Origin of the sequence: Lujinxingia vulgaris (assembly GCF_007997005.1) — a bacterium.
In the GTDB taxonomy this organism is placed as follows: Bacteria; Myxococcota_A; Bradymonadia; order Bradymonadales; family Bradymonadaceae; genus Lujinxingia.
In genome coordinates, this window is record NZ_VOSL01000049.1 from 23,378 (window position 1) to 42,219 (window position 18,842).

Genomic DNA, 18,842 nt, shown 5'->3' on the forward strand with positions numbered 1-18,842 from the left:
CCACATCCGCCCACCCGGACGCCTGACGGACGCGGTCATGGTTGCCCCCGGCTTCAGCGATGGAACGTCGTAACGCTGAACATGTGCACCCTGAAAAGGTGTGCAATATTTTTTCTCAATGACGCTTGACGGGTGCGTCATCGGCCCAAGGTTTCCCCTCACTTCGCGGGAACCAGCGCCCCGATGGCCGACCACGTCTTCGTCATCGCCCTCGCTTGTGTCCTGCGTCTTCACGATGCCGATGACCACCGACTGAAAAGGAGTAACGCATGGCGGAACAAAGCGACGTCTCGGGCCCCGATCTCACGCAGGGCATCGCCCTGGCCGATCTTCAACAGGACTCGCCAGTGGTCGGTCACGTCGGCGACGACGCGGTCGTCGTGGTTCGCCGCGGCGAGGAGGTCTTCGCCATCGGCGCGCGCTGCACCCATTACGGCGGTCCGCTTGAGGAGGGCCTTGTGGTGGGTGACTCCATCCGTTGCCCCTGGCACCACGCCGCCTTCAGCCTGCGCACCGGCGCGTCCATCAGCGCGCCGGCCCTCAGCGGGACCGGGTGCTATCCGGTCACCCTGAGCGAGGGCACGGTGCGTGTCGGACCAAAAAAAGACGCGCCCGAGCCCGAGCCCCGGGGCGCCGCGCTGCAAAGCATCGTGATGGTGGGCGCTGGCGCGGCCGCCGCCGCAGCCACCGAGCTGCTTCGCCACGAAGGCTACCGCGGCGACATCATTATGATCGGCGCCGAAGCGAGCGGCCCGGTCGACCGCCCCAACCTCTCCAAAGACTACCTGGCCGGGGAGGCTCCTGAAGAATGGATTCCGCTCGGCGGCGACGCGCGCTGGGAGGAGCTCGACGTGCAACTTCTCAAAGGTGTGGAGGTCGAGGCCATCGATCGCAGCGCCCGAAAGGTACGCACCTCCGACGGTCAGGAGTTCGCCTACGACGCGCTCCTCTTCGCGACCGGCGCGGAGCCCGTGCTGCCCCCGATTGAGGGCCTGGACACGGTCAACCACTTCACGCTGCGCTCACTCAACGACACCTCCCGCATCATTGAAGCGGCCGAAGCCGGTCAGCGCGCGTTGGTCGTCGGCGCGGGCTTCATTGGTCTGGAGGTCGCCGCCTCATTGCGTAACCGCGATCTCGACGTCACTGTCGTTGCTCCCGACAACGTGCCGCTGGAGAAGGTCATCGGCACCGAGCTCGGACGCCTCGTCCAGAAGACCCACGAGGCCCACGGCGTCAACTTCCGCCTGGGCCCCACCGTGGAGCGCTTCGCCGAGGGCAAAGCGCACTTAAGCGACGGCGCCCCCCTCGACTTCGACTTCGTGGTGCTCGGCACCGGCGTGCGCCCCCGCGTCGCCCTGGCCGAAGATGCCGGGCTTAAGGTCGACGATGGCGTCGTGGTCGACACAAACCTGCGCTCCAGCGATCCCGCGATCTTTGCGGTCGGCGACGTGGCCCGCTTCCCCGAACCCTCCTCCCACGCGCCGGCACGCGTCGAACACTGGGTGCTCGCTCAGCGCCTGGCGCAGCGCGCGGCCCGGGTGATGCTCGACCTTCCGGTCGAGCCCCTGCTGCTCGTTCCCTTCTTCTGGAGCCGGCACTTTGATCTCAACCTCAAATACGTCGGCCACAGCACCGACTACGACGACGTCGTGATCCGCGGCGATCTTCAGGAGCGCGACGCCATCGTCGGCTACCTCAAAGACGGGCGTGTCGAGGCCGTCGTGACCCTGGGCCGCGCCCGCGACTGCCTGCGCGCCGAGCAGGCGTTTGCCGACAACGACCAGGCCACCCTCAAGGCGCTGTTGGAGCTCGACTAAAAAAATCACCCCCACGTCGAGGCTCGACGCGGGGGTGATTTTGTTGTGTCGCTTGATGCGCAAGGCGGGATTCGAACCCACGACCTCTGGCTCCGGAGGCCAGCGCTCTATCCAGCTGAGCTACTCGCGCAATTCAACCTTCGAACAGGCGCAAACTAGGTGAATCCCAAACCAGCGTCAACCTCAAACGCCCTCGCCCATCAGGGCCCAAAATCACTGTTCACGCCCTCGGGCTGCTCCTCGCTGCCCTCCAGTTCGGTCTCTTTCGGGGCGAATCGGGCCGAGCAATCGTCGAAGGCCTCCGGGTCTTCGGAGGCGCGACGCGCGTCGTCGCGGTAGATGTCGGCCAGGAAGTTGGCGTAGCCGTCATCGTCAACCCACACCGTGTAGTACTCCGTGATGACCGGCAACTGATTCTCAAACTCGACCTTTCGGGTGCGCCCTGAGGCGATCGTCGCGTCCACATCCACCTCGCGACCGTCGTAGTCCGCGAGAAAACGCGCCAGCTCCACCGGCTCCTGCACGCGCACGCAACCCGAGCTGTAACCGCGCACCGGGTAGTCAAAATAATGCTTCTGGGGGGTATCATGCAGGTAGGTGTTGTGTTCGTTTGGGAAGATGAACTTCGCCACACCGAGCGCGTTGTTCGGGCCGGGCTTCTGGCGCACGGCTTCGCCGCTGCCCAGCTGCAGCACCTCGTAGCCCTCTTCCTCATAATAGTCGGGGTTCTCCCGCACCTTCGGCTCCAGCGACTCGCGCACAAGACGCGGCGGCACATACCAGGAGGGATTGAGGATCATATGCTCCATCGGTGCCCACTGCACCGGCGTAGCGTTGGGGTAGACCCAGCGCCCCGTCTCGCGGTCGCAGACCCGCTTGTTGTTGCCCACGACCACCCGAAAACGCATCTTGCGCTCTCCGCCCACGTAAACCTCGGCGTGAAAGTCGGGGATGTTCACAAAGATGAAGTCTTCATCGCCATCGAGGTGGGTCTCGCGCCAGCGCTTGAGCGTCAGCTCCATCTGCGCCAGACGATCTTCGGCGCTCACATTGAGGCTTCGCCACACGCCGGGCGTGGGCTCCCCTTCGGTGCGAAACTGATGGGTCAGACGGTAGTGGCGCAGCGCCTCGATCAGCTCGGCGTCCATGACCTTCGGGTCAAACGCCGGCAACAGCTCGACGCCGCTGCTCGCGGCGGCCACCGCGATGGCATCCGACACCGAGGCCAGCATGACCTCATCGATTCGGGCCTCGGCGCCTTCTTCATCCTCGGCGTTCTGCGCGACCTCAGCGGGTTCCTCGGCCATCTGGCGCTCCGGATACCCTTCGCGTCGCAGCCGCTCCCGCAACACCTCCACCCACACGCTCCGATAGCCCTCCTCCAGCGGCACCTTACGCACCCGTGGCCAGCCCCCCTCCGCCACGATCTGACGGTAGCGCTCGGTCGCCTCAAAGAGCGCGCGGTACTGCGGATGATCCGGCTCCAGCCCCCGGAACACCTCCTCGACCTCCCGGGCCTCTTCGGCCTGGTAGAGCCCCTGAAGGGTGCGCTGCATCCTCCCCAGAATAAGCTCCGTGGAGCCCCCCGCATCGCGAAGATCGCGCCAGTCCAGACGGTTGAGGTTGGCGTGGCGCATCTCCCGGGCGTAGCGCAGCGCGGCGTCGGCCACATAAAGTTCAAGCTCGGCGCGCAACGCCGCCGGCTGTGCGATGGCCTCGGCCCGTGCGTTCACAAACTCCTGCACGCGGGCAAGGCCGCTGCCCCCGCGGATCAACGCCCGCTCTACGATCGGCCCGTCAAGGTCCCCCTGCTCCTCGCCAAGCGCGGCGACCGCCGCGACCAGCGCTTCGACCTCGGCCGGGCGCAGCGCAAAGGTGTTCGCCTCAATCGAGGCCTCCGCCGCAGGCGCCGCCGCTTTCCCATGACGCGCCAGCAACGCCTCGATCCGCGCCAGCCCAAACTCGCTGTCATCGATCGCGTGCAGCTCCGCGCGCCGCACCTGCGCCAGCACCGCCTCACCCACCTCGCTGAGGCCGTCATCGTCGCTCAAAAAAGGCCAGATCTCCCCGTCGATGTACTCGCGCTGAAAGACCGTCGCGTAACGCAACCCCGAGACAACCCGCGCCGCAAAGGGCCGGGCCGACTCATGGGCCACAAGCTCCTCGACCGCCTGGCGAAGGGCCTGCTCGCGGGCGGCCTGCTCAAGCACTGGCCCCAGCTCCCCGACCCGCTCCTCGACCAGCATTCGCGCCGACTCCACCGGCACCGGCACGCCTTCGCGCTCGCCATCTTCACCGCAGGCCCCCAGCATAAGCGCGCACACGCTCGCCAGCGTCCACACGCGCCATCTCCCCATCGTTTGAGCTCGCTTCACCACCGGGTACCTTCTGCCTACCACCAGGCGCGGACTTGTCCGCGGCCTGTTGAACCTCTAGCCTTTGCCCCACCCCCTCTCGCCTCCGACCCTAACAGACCTGAAGGCGTTGCCCAAGAAATCCCCCGTAAAATCCCGTCACGATCCGGCACCAAAACAGACACAAATACCCGAACAAATTCAAGGACTTACCATGAGCGACATCTATTTAAGCTCGCAAACCAGCCTCCTGGTGATCGATGTGCAGGAGCGCCTGCTCAAGGCCATGCCCCAGCCCGAGATGGAGCGTTGTCTGCACGCCACCAAAACCCTGGTGGAGCTCGCCGCCGAGATCGGCGCGCCGATCGTGTACACCGAACAGTACCCGGCAGGCCTGGGCCCGACCGAGGCCTCGCTCCTCGACACGCTCCAGCAAGCCGGGGCCGAACGCGTCGAGAAGATGAGCTTCGACGCCTGCTCGGCGCCCGACTTTCACCGCTTCCTGATCGAGCTCCCCAAACGAATCGTCGTCTGCGGCATGGAAGCGCATATCTGCGTGCAGGCCACCGTCCGCGAGCTGATCTACCGTCGGCACAAGGTCGTGGTGCCCTTCGACGCCGTGATCAGCCGCCGCCTGGAAAACCGCGACAACGGCCTGCGCGTTATGGAGCAGAGCGGCGCCACCATCTCCAACTACGAGACGCTGGTCTTCGACGCGCTGCGCAGCGCGGAGCACCCCGCGTTCAAGCGCTTCTCGAAGATGGTGCGCTGAACCCCTGCCGGCGCCGTTTACAGGTCGGCATCATCGTCCCAGAAGGACCGCGCCGGCGCGTGCAGCCAGCGCTCCCAGCGGGCGCTGTAGTCGGGCCAGCGCAGCCGCTCGACGCGCCGGCGGCTGGCCTGACGAAGCGCCTCAAACCCATCGGGGTCTTCGGCCTTAACGCGGGCTGCGCGCTGCAACGCAGCGCGCAGCTCGATATCGTTCTGGGCCACCTGCCAGCCTGGCTCGACCAGCCATCGCTCCACCCCGGGCATCTCCCCGACCACCGGAAGCGCCCCCACCCCGGCGGCCTCCAGCAACGAGACAGGCAACCCCTCGTGGCGCCCGTTGAGGCGGTGCGAAGGGAGCAACATAACGTCGAGCCCCTTGAGAAAGGCCGACTTCTCCGCCCCGCTGACATGTCCCAGAAAAGCGATGCCCTGACCTGCGCGTGCCTCCAACCCCCGGCGCTCCGGCCCATCGCCGGCGATCGTCAGCGTCACTGGCACTCCGGCCGACCGAAGCTTTTCGACGATGGCAATCGCCCGATCCACGCCCTTGATCGGCACCAGCCTCCCCATAAACCCCACCCTCAACGTGACAGGCGATTGAGACCTCACGTGGCCTTCGCCGTCGACTGCGCGCTCGTCGTGATCCGCATGCTGCGTCTGACAATCCGGCGCGTCGTAGCCCATCGGCGCCACCACCACTGCCGCCGCCTCGCCGGGACGCTCCGCCAGCTCGCAGAGCCTGCTGGCGAGCACCTCACTGCTCATCGTCACCGGCCCGGCCAGCACCTCGCAAGCCAGCGCGCGCGCCACGCGACGTGGCAGCCGCCCCAGCGCGTGCACCCCGCCCGAATGCCCCACTACCACCGAGGGCACCCCGGTCATGCGACCGAGCAGCCTGGCGAGCAACCCGCCAGGAAGCACCCAATGCCCCACCACGCGATCGGCGGGCTCAGCACGCAGCTCCTGCAACCCGGCGACCAGCATCGCCGCGGCCGCCGGCCCCATCAGCCCGGCCAACCACGGCGTCTTCTCCAGGTTTTCCGGACCGCCCGCGCCAAAAAACAAGCGCTCACAGGCGCGTGGCGCATAAGGAACAAAACGCACCCGCACCCCGCCCACCTCCCGCGGCCTGCCCGGCGCTGCGCCCTCGCCGCGAAAGCAGAGCACCCGCACGCGGTGCCCGCGCTCAGCCAGGCTCTCGCACCAGCGCGCCACGAACGCGCCGGCACCGTCGCCCTCAAAGCGCGGGTAGCTGCTGGTCAGCACCAGGAGGTTCATCGACGCCTACTCGGCCGCCGCAGGCGCAGCATCCCAGGGCTGCGCGCCGGCGAGGAGGTCACCCTCCGACGCGCCATCGGCGCGCAGCGTCACCACATCTCCGCGGGTCGCTCCGGCGACCTTAAGCCGACGCACCCGCCGCATCGCCCCCCGCAGCAAGATCCCGCTGATCGGCCCGACCACTCTGGAGATCTTCAGCCCGGAGACCTCATCGGCGTACACCGGCCGCACCACCGGCTGCGCCACCCGGGCGCCCTGCTCCGCCAGGCGAATCAACATATCGTTGGGGTAGCCATAGCGCGGATAGAGCTCGCGCAGCGGCAACGCACGCAACATCTGGCGGCTGATCGCGGTGTAGCCACACTGGGTATCCTCCAGGCCCTCCAGCCCGCTGACCAGGCTGGTCAGTCGGGCCAGCACCGCGGTCCCGGCGCGGCGCAGCGGCGGCATACGCCCGATCTCGGGGTGGCGCAGGCGGTTGCCCTTCACGTAGTCGGCCCGCCCCTCAAGCACCGGCGCGAGCACCGCGGGCAGATCCGCCGGGTCCATCTGATCGTCGGCCGCCATCACCGCCACCACGTCGGCCCCCGACGCCAGCGCGCGCTCATAACCCCGCACAATGGCACAGCCCACACCCTGGTTGAATCCCAGGCGCACCACCTCCACCCGGGCCTCCTTCCGCGCCAGCGCCCGGGCCACCTCGAAGGTGCGGTCCGGGGAGCCGTCATCGACCACGATCACCTGGTCCACAAAGTCAGGGAGCCCCGCCAGAGTGCGTGGCAAAATCGCCTCTTCACAATAGGCCGGCACCACCACCGCGACGCGTTTTCCTTCCAACATCTCAACCTCAATCGCCGCGGCCACGAAGGCATCTCACGGCCAGAACACGGGCGATCGTCGGGGTCACTCGCCCGAGCAACGCTCGCCAGCTCACTTAACGGGTCACAAACCACGGCGCGGGATCCACAGGCCGACCGCGCTCGCGCAACTCAAAATAAAGCCCCGGGCCCTCCAGCCGGCCGCTCTCCCCGGAGGTCCCCAGCACATCGGCACGCCCCACGCGCTGGCCCACCTCCACCTCGATGCGTTCCAGGTGGGCGTAGAGCGAGTGGTAGCCGCCGCCGTGGTCCACGATCACCATCAGCCCGTAACCCACAAAACGCTCCGCGTAGACCACCAGCCCCTCGGAGACCGGGCGCACATCGGTGCCCACCTCCACCTCGAAGGTCAGGCCGGTGTGGCGCACCGTGCTCTGCGTCCCCTTGAGCTTTCGCGGCCCGAAGGGGTGGGTCACCGGCGCACTCACCGGCGGAACCAGCGCCCCTTTCTTGCGATGAAAGTCCGCCGTAGAGGGATTTTGGGGCATCGTCGCCTCGGCCTCTTCCAGCGCCTGAGCGGCCTGCACATAGGCCAGGTTGAGCTCGGAGCCCCCCCGATGAAGGGCCTCTTCGATCCACAGCGCGCGCTCGCGCTTTCGCGCGGCGATCAGGGCCTGCTGCCCGGCGATGCTCACATCGAGTCGGGTGCGCCAGGTCAGAAGCTCGGCGCCTCGCTCTACCCCGCGGGCCAGCTCGCCGAGCGTGTCGAGTTCATCGTTGAGCGTGGCCATCGCCGCCGGCTCGCTCAGCGCGAGCAGGCGCTTGACGCGGTCGGCGCGGGCCGGCGGCTGCCACACTGCCTGACGGGCGACCTTGCGCGCGGCCGCATCCCAGGCGGCCTGGCGGGTGCTGATCTCGCGTCGCATCCCCCGGGTAGCGCGCCAGACGGCGTGCTCATCGGCCATCACAAGATCGCCGCTGGCGTCGAGGGCGCGGGCCTGCGCAAGCTGGCGCTCCAGCTCCTCATCCAGCGCGATCGCGTCGCGCTCTCGTGCATCAAGCCCGGCCAGCCAGCCCGGCGAGCCAGAACCCTCGGCCGCCGGCACCTCGGCGCCGGCCGTTGAGGTCAAAAAGAGCGCAAGGAGCACCGCGCCGGCAAGCCGGCGAGCACCGGAGCGTCGGGGAATCATGGAAGCCTCCAGTCCAACAGGGGGCGCAGCGCGCCTTTTTCTGCGTCGGTCTGACGCGGCCGACGCAGCGCCCACCCGAGCAGCGTCCCCAGAGTCGCGCCGCCAACGATCTGAGCGAGCATCACCGGAACAGCCGCCGCCGCGCTCAGCGTCGCATCCGCAAGCAGGGGCTGCAGCGCGGCGCGAAACGCGCTGAAGATCATCAGCGTGGCCGGCGCGGCCAACGCGCCGGCCGCCGCGCCCAGCACCAGCCCGCGAATCAACGTGGGGCGGCCGAGCGCCACGCGCGACGCTCCGAACTGCTCCAGCATCGCCTGCTCAGCGCGCTCTTCTTCGCGAAGTCGCCACAGGAGGCCGCCCAGCCCCATCAACGCCCCCATCAGCGCCAGCGCCCAGGCCAACCACACGCCCGCCCGGATCGCCCGCCAGGCGGCCATCGCCTCCAGGGCTTGCGACTCGGGAAGATCCACAGCCACCACCTCCTCGCGAACCTCCAGCGCCGCGACCCGGGCCGCCAGCGCCTCACTGCCCTGCCCCAGCGCCGAGGGCTCCACCTCCAGCACCACCGGCAGCAACGAGGCGTCGAGCCCCATCCGGCGCACCTCCTCCTCGCCAAGGCGCTGGCGCAAAAGCTCCATGCTCTCGTCTGGCGAGCGTCGATGCACCTGACTCACCCGCGACCACCCCTCGACCTCGGCGATGAGCACGTCGAGCTGCGCGCTCTCAGGCTGCCCCTCCACATAGATCGCCGGCCAGTACTGCGTGGCGGCGCTCTGCTGCGCGCGCGCCAGCTGCCCGCTCCCCAACGCGAGCATCCCTCCCAGGCTCAGGGTGGCCGCCAGACCAAGGAGCACACACGCCGTCCAGACGCGCCGTTTTCCCGGCGCCACAAGCGGACTTCTCAACATAGCGCCGCCTCCGGCTCCACTGCGTCCAGTCGCAACACCTCACCGCCCGACGAGCGGCTCGTCGGCCGACGCCCGAGCACCACCACGGTGCTGCCCCGCTCCTTAAGCTGCCACAACCACGAGAGCACCCGCCCTCGCCAAGCGGCCTCCAGCGCCTCATGCACCGCGTCGATGACCACGAGCTTCGGGCTCCCCACCGTGGCCATCATCACCCCGACCAGCATGCGCTCCTGGGCGCTGAGCTGCCCGCCGGGCACATCACGAAGATGTTCAAGTCCCAACCCCTCCAGCACAGCCTCGGCCGCGGCCAGCGCCCCCGACGCCCCACCACGCGCGACCATCGGCAGCACCGCATGTTCCACCACCGTACGCTTGGCCAGCACCGGCGGCCACTGCGCACACGCCCCGATCTCGCGCCGCACCGCGCTCAGCCCGGCGCGCCCCACCCGCTCCAGGTTGCGCCCGGCCACCACCAGCCGCCCCGAGGAGGGCTGGCTCATCAGTGTGATCACCTCAAAGAGCGCGCTCTTGCCGCTGCCCGCTCCGCCCACGACCTCGGCCCACTGCCCCCGCTCCACACGCCAGCTCAGCGCGCGCGCGTCGGCGCGCCCCTCACCGCAGGTGGGAACTTTCACGTCATACAATGCGATCATTTCTTGAGTTTTTCCCCGGGCGCCACCCGACGATGCCGCGCGTCAGCTCGCGCTCATCCCCCGATGAACGCCTCCACAAGCTCGGTCAGAGAGAGATCTTCATCGATCGGATCCAGCCCGTCATAGGCCTTGATCCCCGTCGACGGAATCTCGCCACCGCGCGCCCGCGCAAGCCCCGCTTTGAGCTCGCTGACGTTAAAGCGCCCCGAGAGCTCGCGACCTCGCTTCGCCTGGGGCTTCTCCGCGGCCGCAGCGCTGACCACCTCGGCCTGCTCCAGGATCTCCGAGACCTCACCCTCATCGGCCACCGCTGTGCTGGCCTCTTTGAGGTTGGCCAGCTTGTCTTTGAGCTGCGAGAGCCCCACATGACTCTCCCCGCCGAGCTCCTCCAGCGACTCCAGCTCGCCTTCTTCCACGGCCAGCGCCGCGGCAGGCACCCGCTCCTGAGAGGGGTTAAAGACCTCAGTCTTGGCCTCCACATCCTCCTCACCGGCATCGTCGAGCGGCTCCAACCCCACCATATGGTCGTACTCGCCAGAGAGCAGCTTCTTGTAGAGGGTGCGGTGGCTGGCCTGCATCGCGCTCTTGATCTTCTTGTCGCGCGTCTTCCCGCTCAATCCCTCCACCAGCTCGGTGTACGTGGTGATGCGCGTATCGAGGATCGCCCCGCCGTGAAAGAGCTGCGTCTCAATCGTATCGGTGCTCGCCCCGCGATCTTCGGTCTGAATGTGGAACGTCTTCCCGCGGTGCTCCACGTCGTTGTTATAACCAATCAGCATGCAGGACTCCGACCTCAATAAGGGCTCCGCCACAGCGGGCGCGGCAAGGGTTGACCCGGAAAAATTAACACAGGCCCCGGGCGCTGAAAACCACCACCGCGCCCCGGCCTCCCCCGGGGCCACACGCCTCGGGCTCACACCTCCTGGCCCGCCGCCTCACCCTCGCGCCCCTCCCAGAGCAGGCGAGGCGCAAAGCCCAGGGGCCCGGCCACCACCTTCTGCGGGAAGGTCTCCCGGCGCGTGTTGTAGAAGGTCACCGCGTCATTGTAGCCCTGGCGCATCAGGACGAGCTCATTCTCGGTGTCTTTAAGGCTCTGGCTGAGCTGCTCGACGAGCTCCTGGCTCTTAAGCTCGGGGTAGGCTTCCACAAGGCCCATCACCCGCTGCGAGAGCACCTCCTCCTCTTCGGCCACCGCCTCCAGCCCCTCGCGACTCTGCCCCAGCTTCTCGCGCCGAGCGCGCGCTGAGCTCACCGCTTCGAGCAACCCGCGCTCATGCTCCATATGCCCGCGCACCACCTCTTCGAGCTTCGAGATCAGGTCAAAACGCTTCTTGAGTGCCACCTCAATGTTGGCCCAGGCCCGGTCGACGCGCAGGCGCATAAACACCAGATCGTTGTACAAGAAAATCACCGGCATGATCAGCGCCCAGGCAAACACCGCGGTGGCCACCCCCACCAGCATCAGCGGTGAGAAGATCGTGATCAGCCCCAGCGCGCTGAGCGCCATCCCCATCAGCGCCACCAGCCCCACGGCCACAAAAGCCGTCGCCCGGCGGAACTTCGAGCGCTGCACCCGACGCTCACTCCAGGTGCTGATGATGTAGGGCACATCCTTCTCGCCACGCGTCACCTGCAGCGAGCTATGCGTCTCGGGATCGATCGTCGCCGTCCCCAGCACATAGATCGTGTCGCCCTCATCAATGCGGTGAAAATGCGTCTCGTCTTTGTCGCGCTTTTGCGTCTCCACATGATCCGAGAGGATCTCGGCGCCGTGCACCTTCACGAGCACCTGCCCGCTCTCATCAACGCAATAGAAAGGCACCGCCTCGTAGGTCTTTTTCTCAAAGCCCTTCTTGATCTTGCCCTTATGGTCGATGGAGCTGTCGTAGGTCAGCCCGCCCTCGGCCCAGGCCACACAGGGTCGCTTCTCCACCGGCGACTCAATGGGAGCGTAGTCCGGGTGCAGTTTCACACGCCCCTTGACCTCGGTGGGGCCATAACTAACCCCGGCAACCGGTGGCGTGGGCAGGTTGCGCGAGACCCGCAACCTCTTGAGCTCGCGCAGCCCGGCAAAGCTGAAGACCAGCATAAAGAGCGCGCCAAACGCCCCGCCGCCAAGCCCCGCCATCAGCCCAAGCCCGCGGCGCCAGCCCCGCTCCACCTCGGGCTTGAGCGCTTCTTCGGCCTCGCTCAGCGCGACCTCCTCAAACCAGGGGTAGCCCAGCGCCATCGAGAAAAAGACCTCCGGCGGACGGCGCTGATAACGTCGCGCCTCATCGACCGCCGAGCTCACATTGACGCGCATCAGCTCCACCCGGGCGCGCTCTTCGCGGTTAAGCCCCTCAAAAGGCCCCGCGCTCAGATTCCAGGGCTCCTCCCAGTTGGCCTCCCAGCCCCGGGCCGAGCTCCCCATCATCTGGCGGATCGAGGTCTCCGCCGAGGCCTTCGCCCGCGCGACCTGCGCGGCGTTGGCCTCCAGCTCACCCACCGTCAGGCGCGCCCCGAACCCCATCAATGAGAACATCACACCGATCGTGAGCACCACCATAAACCCGCCCACCGAGACCAGCCCGATGCCGTTGAAGAGGCTCCACAGCCCCAACACAAGGAGCAAAAGACTCAAAACCAGAAGCGCAAAACTTCCCCCCGTGGCCAGCTCGCGCGCCGCCTCGGCCCCGCCGGCCACCACCCGCATCGGCAGCTCCTCGCCAGCCTCAAAGACCACCTGCAGCGAGCTCCCCGAGCGTTTGACCACTCCCTCCACCAACGCCGCCGTCCCCACCTCCAGGCAGAACTCCTCAACGCGCTTCGCGCCCCGCTGCTCCTCATAGACCTTGGGCAAGACGTACTGCGGCGCATCACTGGCCACGACCTTCAACTCCCCGGTCGCATCGCGCAGCGAGAAGTTGGCCTTCTGCAGCTCCGAGCCGGTGCGGCGCCACTCTTTGGAGTCACCACGACGTCGCCGCTCAAAGGTGTCGGTGCGATGCACCACGCACCGCCCCTCATAACCGGTCGCCGCGAAGACATCGCCGGCGGCCACCACCTCACCGGTCAGCCGGGCCGGCCCTTCCAGCGCGCCGCCCAGGCGCTGCTCCACCATCCGATCGATGGCCCGGGCCGTCTCCAGCTGCGAAAAGCTCGAGAGCGCCACCAGCACGGACAGCCCGATCAAGACCGGGCCCAGCACCAGCATCACCAACTTCGTCTTCAAACCACCGGGCTCGCTACGGGTCGTCGCGTCATCGCTCACAGGTACTCCTGGATTTCGTTCATCGCGGGGCACGGAGGCTGGCACGCATCCACCCCCCGCGGCCCTAAAGTGCATCATCACGTCGGCAGGGGCATGAACCTAGCCCGCCCCACCGCCTCCATCAACCCCCACGCGCTCTACGCCCGACCTTCGCCCCGGGTTCAACCCGCAACGCCTCGCCACCTTGAGAGCGCCCTCCCAAAAAAGCTGGTCAGCTGCCCTTTGCCCGCTTATCGTGCGCGCGGAGACGTGTCGCCTTTTACCGACCACTCACGACCGGAATCCCCCCATGAACCCACAGGCCCAACGCCCCATCGGCGTCTTCGACAGCGGCGTCGGCGGTCTCACCGTGATGCGCGCGCTGGTCGAGGCGCTCCCCCACGAAGATCTTCTCTACCTGGGAGACACCGCCCGCGTTCCCTACGGAAACCGCGGCGCCGAGACCATCCGCCGCTACGCGCTCAACGCCGCGCGCCAGCTCGTCGGCCACAACATCAAGGCCCTGGTCGTGGCCTGCAACACCGCCACCGCCTACGCCCTGCCGGCCCTCCAGGATGCCCTGGAGATCCCCGTCTTCGGTGTCGTCGACCCGGTCGCCACCCTGGCCGCGCGCCGCTCCGCCGGCGGCCACATCGCCATGATCGGCACCCGCGCCACGGTGCGCAGCAACAGCTACACCCGCGCCCTGATGAATCTTCGGCCCGACGCCCACGTCCACCCCATTGCCTGCCCGCTGCTCGTGCCCCTGGCCGAGGAGGGCTGGACCGAGGGTCCGGTCGTCGAGCAGGTGCTTCGCCACTACCTCGAACCGCTGGCCTCCACCCCGGTCGACACCATGATCCTGGGCTGCACCCACTACCCCCTCTTGCACGCCGCCATCGCCTCGGTCGCCACCGAGGTGATGCGCCGCCCGCTTGAACTTCTCGACAGCGCCTCGGCCACCGCCACCGCGCTCCGAGAGACCCTGGCAGCCCTCTCCCTGCACACCCCTTCGACCGACCCCGGCTCCCACCGCTTCCTGCTCACCGATCTGCCCGAAGGTTTTGTCGAGACCGCCTCGCGCTTCTTCGGCCAGTCCGTCGCCGAGCGCTGCGAACACGTCGACATCATCGACTCCTTCGCCACACCCCACGGGTAAGCTATGGCACACCCTCGTTTTTTGTTGCCGGCCATCGTCGCCATCTTCGCCGCCGCGCTGACCTTCGGCGCGGGCTCCACCGCCCACGCCCAGGTCGTCGCCGGGCTCAAAACCGACTACGGCCCCACCGTCGACGCCCCCCTGCGCGAGGCCCTCAATGAGGGCATCCTCGACGCCTTCGACCAGAACTCGCTCTACAGCTACATCCCCGCCGACCGCGTGCGCTCCCAGCTCAACCCGGTGGTGCGCGACTGCTTCACCGCCGACTGCCTCATCCGCGCCGGAGAGGCCACCGGCGCCCAGGCCGGCCTGCGCCTGATCGTGCGCGAAGAAGGCCAGATCTACGACTGGTCGCTCGAGATCTTTGAGCTTCAGGAGGGCACAGCCCTCGTCGAAGATCGCGGCGTCTGCGAGCTCTGCGGCCGCGCCGAGGTCGTCAACCAGGTGCGCACAGCGATCATCGCCAACCTGGCCACACTCGACCTGAGCGATCGCGGCGCCCCGCCCCGCGCCGAGGCCCTGGACACCGGCACCACCCGGGCCGCCACCCCCGGCCAGAAACGCCTGCGCATCAGCGTGGTGCCCGCCGACACCCGCATCCTCCTCAACGACGAGGAGGTCGGCCAGGGCGAGGTTACCCTGGAGGTGGAGCCCGGCCAGCAGGAGCTGCGCTTTGCCTCCGAGACTCACCGCGACCTGCGCGAGACGATCATCGTCAGCGAGTCCTCCCCCGAGCTCATCATGCTGCGCGTGCACTTAAGCGGCGCCCCCGCCCCGCAGCGCATGGTGGTCACCCGCGGCGACGGCTTCGTCGACCATATCGAAGACAAACGCCTGGCCTACGGCTGGGCGGGCGTGGGCGCCGGCGCCCTCTTCACCGTGGCCGGCATCCTGCTCATCTCCCAGGACGGCGATCCGACCTGCGAGGAGGGCACCGCCTATTCGCGCTGCCCCACCCTCTACAACACCGCGCCGATGGGCGTGACCTTCACCGTCCTGGGCACCACCGCCATGGCCGCCGGTGCCGTGCTGCTGACCTGGCCGCTGCTCGCTGGTGAGGCCGAAGAAGCCGACCCGGTTAGCCTCAATGTGGGCCCGGCCCTGGGCCGGGGCTTTGCCGGACTGCGCCTGGGCGGTCGATTCTAAACCCCTGATTTCACTTAACGTTTCGCCAGAAACATCTCACAAACCTCCCTTCTCAGCCGCGCGTCCCACCGGGGAGCAACGCTTTCAACGAGGTGCGAAACACCTCCCAGCTCTCATCCACCCACAACGCCTGCCCCCGGGCCAGGGGCTCCCAGCCCGGCCCCACCCCGGGGGTCGGCGCGCTGCTCACCAGAACCGCCCGAAACCTCTCCCGTGCCACGCGCTCGACCCGCTCCTGGCTGCGGCGCTCGTCGTTGACATCCAACCCCCGGACCACCCGCACATAGAGGGGTTGGTCCACCGCCAGCGCGATCAACCCCCGGTCGCGCGCGGCCACCGCCGCGCCCCCCTTCTCCGCGCCCGGCGCCAGCGCCCCTTCCAACAGACCTCGCGCGCGCACCAACGCATCGGCCATCGCCCCGGCCGCCTCCCGCCAGCGCTCCCGCTCGGTGGCCCGCTTCCACACCCGCTCCATCGACGCATACGCCGAAAAAAACATCACCTCGGCCAGCGCCCGACCTCCCAGCCGCTGGCGAAGATGCTCGGGCACCTGTTCACGCAGCGCCGCGTACGCCCCCTCATCATCCGGGCCAAACCCCTCCTGGGCCCACACCCACGCCCCGGCCCGAAAGGGCTGCAAGGCGCTGGCCGCAAGCCGCCCCTCCTGCTGCGCCCGCACGTGCGCCACCACCGCCCGACTCGGCACATCGGCGAGCAGCGCCCCCAGAGCGACGCCCGCAGCACGCTTGCCGGGTTGCTTGCGCACCAGGGTGCGCCCCCCCTGCGCCCAGGCCAGCCCCAGCCCTGCGCGCTCGTTGGGCGCCACCTGCCCGAGCACCTCCTCACACCCGGCCATCAGCTCCCCGCTGAGGCTGTCGTCGCTGCACACGTACGCAAAAAGTTGTCCCATCGCTCACTCCCGGGCCACGTCCCCGCCAACTCGCCACTCTTCTAAAGATGCGCATCACAGCCGCGCTGCCCAGCCCGAAGCTGATGACAAAGCCCGCGCCCTGTGGAATCCTCCCCTCGCCGCGCCCCTGAGCGCGCGCTTAACTTTTTGACGGGAACCCCCTATGCACCCCGCGCATCCACGACGTCTCGCCAGGCTCATCGCGCTGACCGCCGCGCTGCTCACCGGCTGCTTCGTCAACGGCGGACAGCCCTACACCACCTCCGATCAGGCGCGCCCTCCCGCCGAGATCGCCCGCGAGGCCTGCGCCCGCGGCGATCTTGCGACCTTCGAGACGATGGCCGCGCGCAGTGACGATCCCGCGTTGCAATGCCCCGAGACCTCCCACGCCGAAGCCGAGCCCGACGAAAGCTCATCGCCCTGATCGGCTCGCCACACCCTCTCGCATTCTGACCTCCACAACTTCGGAACCTCCCCATGACTCAGCTCCCCTACCGCGCCGTCGTCCTCGACATCGAAGGCACCACCACGCCGATCACCTTTGTGTACGACGTCCTCTTCCCCTACGCCCGCGAGCGCGTCGCCGAATTCTTGAGCAACAACCTCGACAACCCCGAGGTCCAGCGTGACCTCGAACTCTTGCGCGAGCAGGCTCAGGAAGACGCCGCAGGCGACTTCCCCAACGCCCCGCAAGTCCCGGCCGACGCTGCCGGAAACGCACTGGTCGAAGCCGCCGTCACCAACATCCACTGGCAGATGGACGCCGACCGCAAGACCACCGCCCTCAAATCCCTCCAGGGCAAGATCTGGAAAGACGGCTACGCCGCCGGAACCCTCGTCGCCTCGGTCTACCCGGATGTCTTCGACGCGCTTGAGCACTGGCAATCCCTTGAGCTCCCCGCCTACATCTACTCCTCCGGCAGCATCGCCGCCCAGAAGCTCCTCTTCGGTCACACCGAAAAAGGCGACCTGCGCCCCCAGCTCGCCGGATACTTCGACACGACCACCGGCCCCAAAAAGAACGCGCAGAGCTACCTGGACATCGCCCACCTGATTCACCAGGCCCCCGAAGACGTGGTCTTTGTCACCGACAACCTCGATGAGGCCAACGCCGCGGCTGACGCCGGCATGCAGACGCGCATCGCTCTGCGCCCGGGCAACGCCCCCTTGCCCGAACACGACCACCCCACCCTCACCAGCTTCGACGCCCTCTTCGAAGCCTGAAACGCCGCACCATCACGCACAAAAAAGCGCCGGGAGCTCTCCCGGCGCTTTTTTCATTCAGGCAACATCGTCGCTCACTCGCTCACAGGAGCCTCACTGGCCGGAGCATCACCCGCCGGAACATCACCGGCAGGCGTCTCACCCGCCGGCACCTGCGTCGCCGGGGCCGAGGTGCCCAGCGGAAGATCGGTGCCCAGGCGACGGGCCTGCCACTCGACCTCTCCCGAGGTCAAAAGGCCGCCCACAAACTCCGAGACGCCGGCGTGCGCCCGCACAAGCCCGCTATCCACCGGCTGACCGCTGACCTCGGCCACCGCCGCCGAGGGCCAATAGCCGTAATGCGAGAGCGTCTCCCCGGCCAGGTTCGGCATCGGCGCCACAAGCCCCACCACGCCCAGCAACGAGATCCCCAGCACCCAGTGGCGGTAGGCCCCGCGCTGAACTTTGTTTTTCACAATCGCGGGGATCCCGAACACAAACATCGTGACCACCGCCGCGATCAACCATCCGGCAGAAATAAGAGGCGCTAAAAAGGCCCCGAGCACCCACCAGAAGATCATCGCCGGCCCGTACCACAACGCCACACGCCCCATCGCCCGGGCGGCCCGCTGCCCGAACCCACGCTCGCCCTCGGCCTTCATCTTCGCTTCGGCTTTGGCCTGCTTCTCGGCGGCTTTTGCGTCCTGCGCGGCCTGACGCTCGGCCTCTTTCGCCGCCGCAGCCTCGGCGCGCTCGGCCTCTTTTTGCTGGCGCTTCTGCTCGCGACGCTCCTTCCAGCTGAGCTTTTCCTCCTTCGCATTCGAAGCGTCCGCGCCCCCCTTCTCGGGCTCATCGGCCAGCACCAGATCGCTCTCTTTGGCCAGCTTCTCAAACTCCGCCGCAAAGGGATCTTCGGCACGCTCGGCCGTCGCCGTCTTCACTTTCGCCGTGGCGCGCGACTCCGCATCTTCTTCCAGCGACGCTAAGAAGGCCTCCAGATCCTCATCGCCCCCCTCCCCGGCATCCGCCGCCGGAGCTTTTGCGCCCTTGTCGCCTCCCGAAGATCCCGAAGACGCGCGCCCCTCCAGGTCGCGCAGCAACGCCGCGTACTCATCGTCGTTCAACTCTTGATCTTTATCGCTCATCGTTGCTCCTCAGCGTCATTTGGCCCTCGCCACAAGGCACAGCCCCCTTCAAAACTACGGATCTTCTCGCCAGCATCAACCGGCCACACCTGTCCAACACCCCGCTCCCTCAAACACATCAACAAAGCCGGCGGGTCACCCCTTCCTTCCAGCAGCCCCCGCCCTGAACAAAAAACGCCGGCGGCGGCCCTCACTCTCAAGGTCCGCCGCCGGCGCGTCAGGCTCATACCACCCGGCTCACAGCCGGGCGTTGCA

Annotated in this window: 16 protein-coding genes and 1 tRNA gene; 6 read left to right on the plus strand and 11 right to left on the minus strand. The window is 67.7% G+C overall.

Annotation, left to right across the window (positions count from 1 at the left end; genetic code table 11):
• The first annotated feature begins 269 nt into the window (after window positions 1-269).
• A complete protein-coding gene (locus FRC96_RS11020) occupies window positions 270-1,820 on the plus strand; it encodes an FAD-dependent oxidoreductase (protein ID WP_146974549.1) in 1,551 nt (516 codons plus the stop codon).
• A gap of 56 nt (window positions 1,821-1,876) precedes the next feature.
• Here FRC96_RS11020 and FRC96_RS11025 read toward each other — a convergent pair.
• Window positions 1,877-1,950, minus strand: a tRNA-Arg gene (locus FRC96_RS11025).
• Window positions 1,951-2,020: 70 nt separating this feature from the next.
• Entirely contained in the window at window positions 2,021-4,177 is a 2,157-nt protein-coding gene (locus FRC96_RS11030) for a L,D-transpeptidase family protein (RefSeq protein WP_146974550.1), read from the minus strand.
• Between the two features lie 211 nt (window positions 4,178-4,388).
• On the opposite strand from FRC96_RS11030, the gene FRC96_RS11035 reads away from it, so the two are divergent.
• Window positions 4,389-4,946, plus strand: a complete 558-nt coding sequence (locus tag FRC96_RS11035; RefSeq protein ID WP_146974551.1) for an isochorismatase family protein — start codon at window positions 4,389-4,391, stop codon at window positions 4,944-4,946.
• A gap of 17 nt (window positions 4,947-4,963) precedes the next feature.
• Here FRC96_RS11035 and FRC96_RS11040 read toward each other — a convergent pair whose 3' ends face one another.
• The 7 genes from FRC96_RS11040 to FRC96_RS11070 all read right to left on the minus strand — a co-directional run bounded on the left by FRC96_RS11040 (window position 4,964) and on the right by FRC96_RS11070 (window position 13,045).
• Window positions 4,964-6,223 (minus strand): glycosyltransferase, encoded by a 1,260-nt coding sequence (locus FRC96_RS11040; protein WP_146974552.1) that lies wholly within the window; start codon window positions 6,221-6,223, stop codon window positions 4,964-4,966.
• A gap of 6 nt (window positions 6,224-6,229) precedes the next feature.
• A complete protein-coding gene (locus tag FRC96_RS11045) occupies window positions 6,230-7,063 on the minus strand; it encodes a glycosyltransferase family 2 protein (RefSeq protein ID WP_146974553.1) in 834 nt (277 codons plus the stop codon).
• Between the two features lie 94 nt (window positions 7,064-7,157).
• Window positions 7,158-8,231 (minus strand): murein hydrolase activator EnvC family protein, encoded by a 1,074-nt coding sequence (locus FRC96_RS11050; RefSeq protein WP_146974554.1) that lies wholly within the window; start codon window positions 8,229-8,231, stop codon window positions 7,158-7,160.
• The gene (locus FRC96_RS22065) at window positions 8,228-9,139 is read right to left on the minus strand and encodes a hypothetical protein (protein ID WP_230470150.1); all 912 of its coding nucleotides are present in this window, start codon (window positions 9,137-9,139) and stop codon (window positions 8,228-8,230) included. The genes FRC96_RS11050 and FRC96_RS22065 overlap by 4 nt, the downstream gene beginning before the upstream one ends.
• On the minus strand, window positions 9,133-9,792 hold the full coding sequence (locus FRC96_RS11060; protein ID WP_146974555.1) for an ATP-binding cassette domain-containing protein: 660 nt from the start codon (window positions 9,790-9,792) through the stop codon (window positions 9,133-9,135). Before FRC96_RS11060 ends, FRC96_RS22065 begins: the two co-directional genes overlap by 7 nt.
• 53 nt (window positions 9,793-9,845) lie before the next feature.
• A complete protein-coding gene (locus FRC96_RS11065; protein ID WP_146974556.1) occupies window positions 9,846-10,571 on the minus strand; it encodes a hypothetical protein in 726 nt (241 codons plus the stop codon).
• Window positions 10,572-10,705: 134 nt separating this feature from the next.
• Window positions 10,706-13,045 (minus strand): LemA family protein, encoded by a 2,340-nt coding sequence (locus FRC96_RS11070; RefSeq protein WP_230470151.1) that lies wholly within the window; start codon window positions 13,043-13,045, stop codon window positions 10,706-10,708.
• A gap of 289 nt (window positions 13,046-13,334) precedes the next feature.
• Between FRC96_RS11070 and murI the strand changes: the two genes are divergently transcribed.
• Both murI and FRC96_RS11080 read left to right on the plus strand, forming a co-directional pair.
• On the plus strand, window positions 13,335-14,183 hold the full coding sequence (gene murI, locus FRC96_RS11075) for a glutamate racemase (RefSeq protein WP_146974558.1): 849 nt from the start codon (window positions 13,335-13,337) through the stop codon (window positions 14,181-14,183).
• A gap of 3 nt (window positions 14,184-14,186) precedes the next feature.
• Window positions 14,187-15,329 carry a PEGA domain-containing protein gene (locus FRC96_RS11080; protein WP_146974559.1) on the plus strand — a complete coding sequence of 381 codons (1,143 nt, stop codon included), beginning with the start codon at window positions 14,187-14,189 and terminating at the stop codon, window positions 15,327-15,329.
• A gap of 52 nt (window positions 15,330-15,381) precedes the next feature.
• Here FRC96_RS11080 and FRC96_RS11085 read toward each other — a convergent pair whose 3' ends face one another.
• A complete protein-coding gene (locus FRC96_RS11085) occupies window positions 15,382-16,239 on the minus strand; it encodes a class II glutamine amidotransferase (protein ID WP_146974560.1) in 858 nt (285 codons plus the stop codon).
• Between the two features lie 163 nt (window positions 16,240-16,402).
• On the opposite strand from FRC96_RS11085, the gene FRC96_RS11090 reads away from it, so the two are divergent.
• Together FRC96_RS11090 and mtnC are read left to right on the plus strand one after the other, a co-directional pair.
• Complete coding sequence (locus tag FRC96_RS11090) at window positions 16,403-16,663, plus strand: hypothetical protein (protein WP_146974561.1); 261 nt, start codon at window positions 16,403-16,405, stop codon at window positions 16,661-16,663.
• Between the two features lie 53 nt (window positions 16,664-16,716).
• Window positions 16,717-17,463 carry an acireductone synthase gene (mtnC, locus tag FRC96_RS11095; protein WP_146974562.1) on the plus strand — a complete coding sequence of 249 codons (747 nt, stop codon included), beginning with the start codon at window positions 16,717-16,719 and terminating at the stop codon, window positions 17,461-17,463.
• 74 nt (window positions 17,464-17,537) lie between these two features.
• On the opposite strand, the gene FRC96_RS11100 is transcribed toward mtnC, so the two are convergent.
• Window positions 17,538-18,587, minus strand: coding sequence for a hypothetical protein (locus tag FRC96_RS11100; protein WP_146974563.1), 1,050 nt, complete (start codon window positions 18,585-18,587; stop codon window positions 17,538-17,540).
• Window positions 18,588-18,842 lie beyond the last annotated feature (255 nt).

Bases quoted from the DNA above. Each gene is read 5' to 3' on its own strand.
- FRC96_RS11020 (WP_146974549.1), top strand. From the start codon at position 270: ATGGCGGAACAAAGCGACGTCTCGGGCCCCGATCTCACGCAGGGCATC.
- FRC96_RS11030 (WP_146974550.1), bottom strand. From the start codon at position 4,177: ATGGGGAGATGGCGCGTGTGGACGCTGGCGAGCGTGTGCGCGCTTATG.
- FRC96_RS11035 (WP_146974551.1), top strand. From the start codon at position 4,389: ATGAGCGACATCTATTTAAGCTCGCAAACCAGCCTCCTGGTGATCGAT.
- FRC96_RS11040 (WP_146974552.1), bottom strand. From the start codon at position 6,223: ATGAACCTCCTGGTGCTGACCAGCAGCTACCCGCGCTTTGAGGGCGAC.
- FRC96_RS11045 (WP_146974553.1), bottom strand. From the start codon at position 7,063: ATGTTGGAAGGAAAACGCGTCGCGGTGGTGGTGCCGGCCTATTGTGAA.
- FRC96_RS11050 (WP_146974554.1), bottom strand. From the start codon at position 8,231: ATGATTCCCCGACGCTCCGGTGCTCGCCGGCTTGCCGGCGCGGTGCTC.
- FRC96_RS22065 (WP_230470150.1), bottom strand. From the start codon at position 9,139: ATGTTGAGAAGTCCGCTTGTGGCGCCGGGAAAACGGCGCGTCTGGACG.
- FRC96_RS11060 (WP_146974555.1), bottom strand. From the start codon at position 9,792: ATGATCGCATTGTATGACGTGAAAGTTCCCACCTGCGGTGAGGGGCGC.
- FRC96_RS11065 (WP_146974556.1), bottom strand. From the start codon at position 10,571: ATGCTGATTGGTTATAACAACGACGTGGAGCACCGCGGGAAGACGTTC.
- murI (WP_146974558.1), top strand. From the start codon at position 13,335: ATGAACCCACAGGCCCAACGCCCCATCGGCGTCTTCGACAGCGGCGTC.
- FRC96_RS11080 (WP_146974559.1), top strand. From the start codon at position 14,187: ATGGCACACCCTCGTTTTTTGTTGCCGGCCATCGTCGCCATCTTCGCC.
- FRC96_RS11085 (WP_146974560.1), bottom strand. From the start codon at position 16,239: ATGGGACAACTTTTTGCGTACGTGTGCAGCGACGACAGCCTCAGCGGG.
- FRC96_RS11090 (WP_146974561.1), top strand. From the start codon at position 16,403: ATGCACCCCGCGCATCCACGACGTCTCGCCAGGCTCATCGCGCTGACC.
- mtnC (WP_146974562.1), top strand. From the start codon at position 16,717: ATGACTCAGCTCCCCTACCGCGCCGTCGTCCTCGACATCGAAGGCACC.
- FRC96_RS11100 (WP_146974563.1), bottom strand. From the start codon at position 18,587: ATGAGCGATAAAGATCAAGAGTTGAACGACGATGAGTACGCGGCGTTG.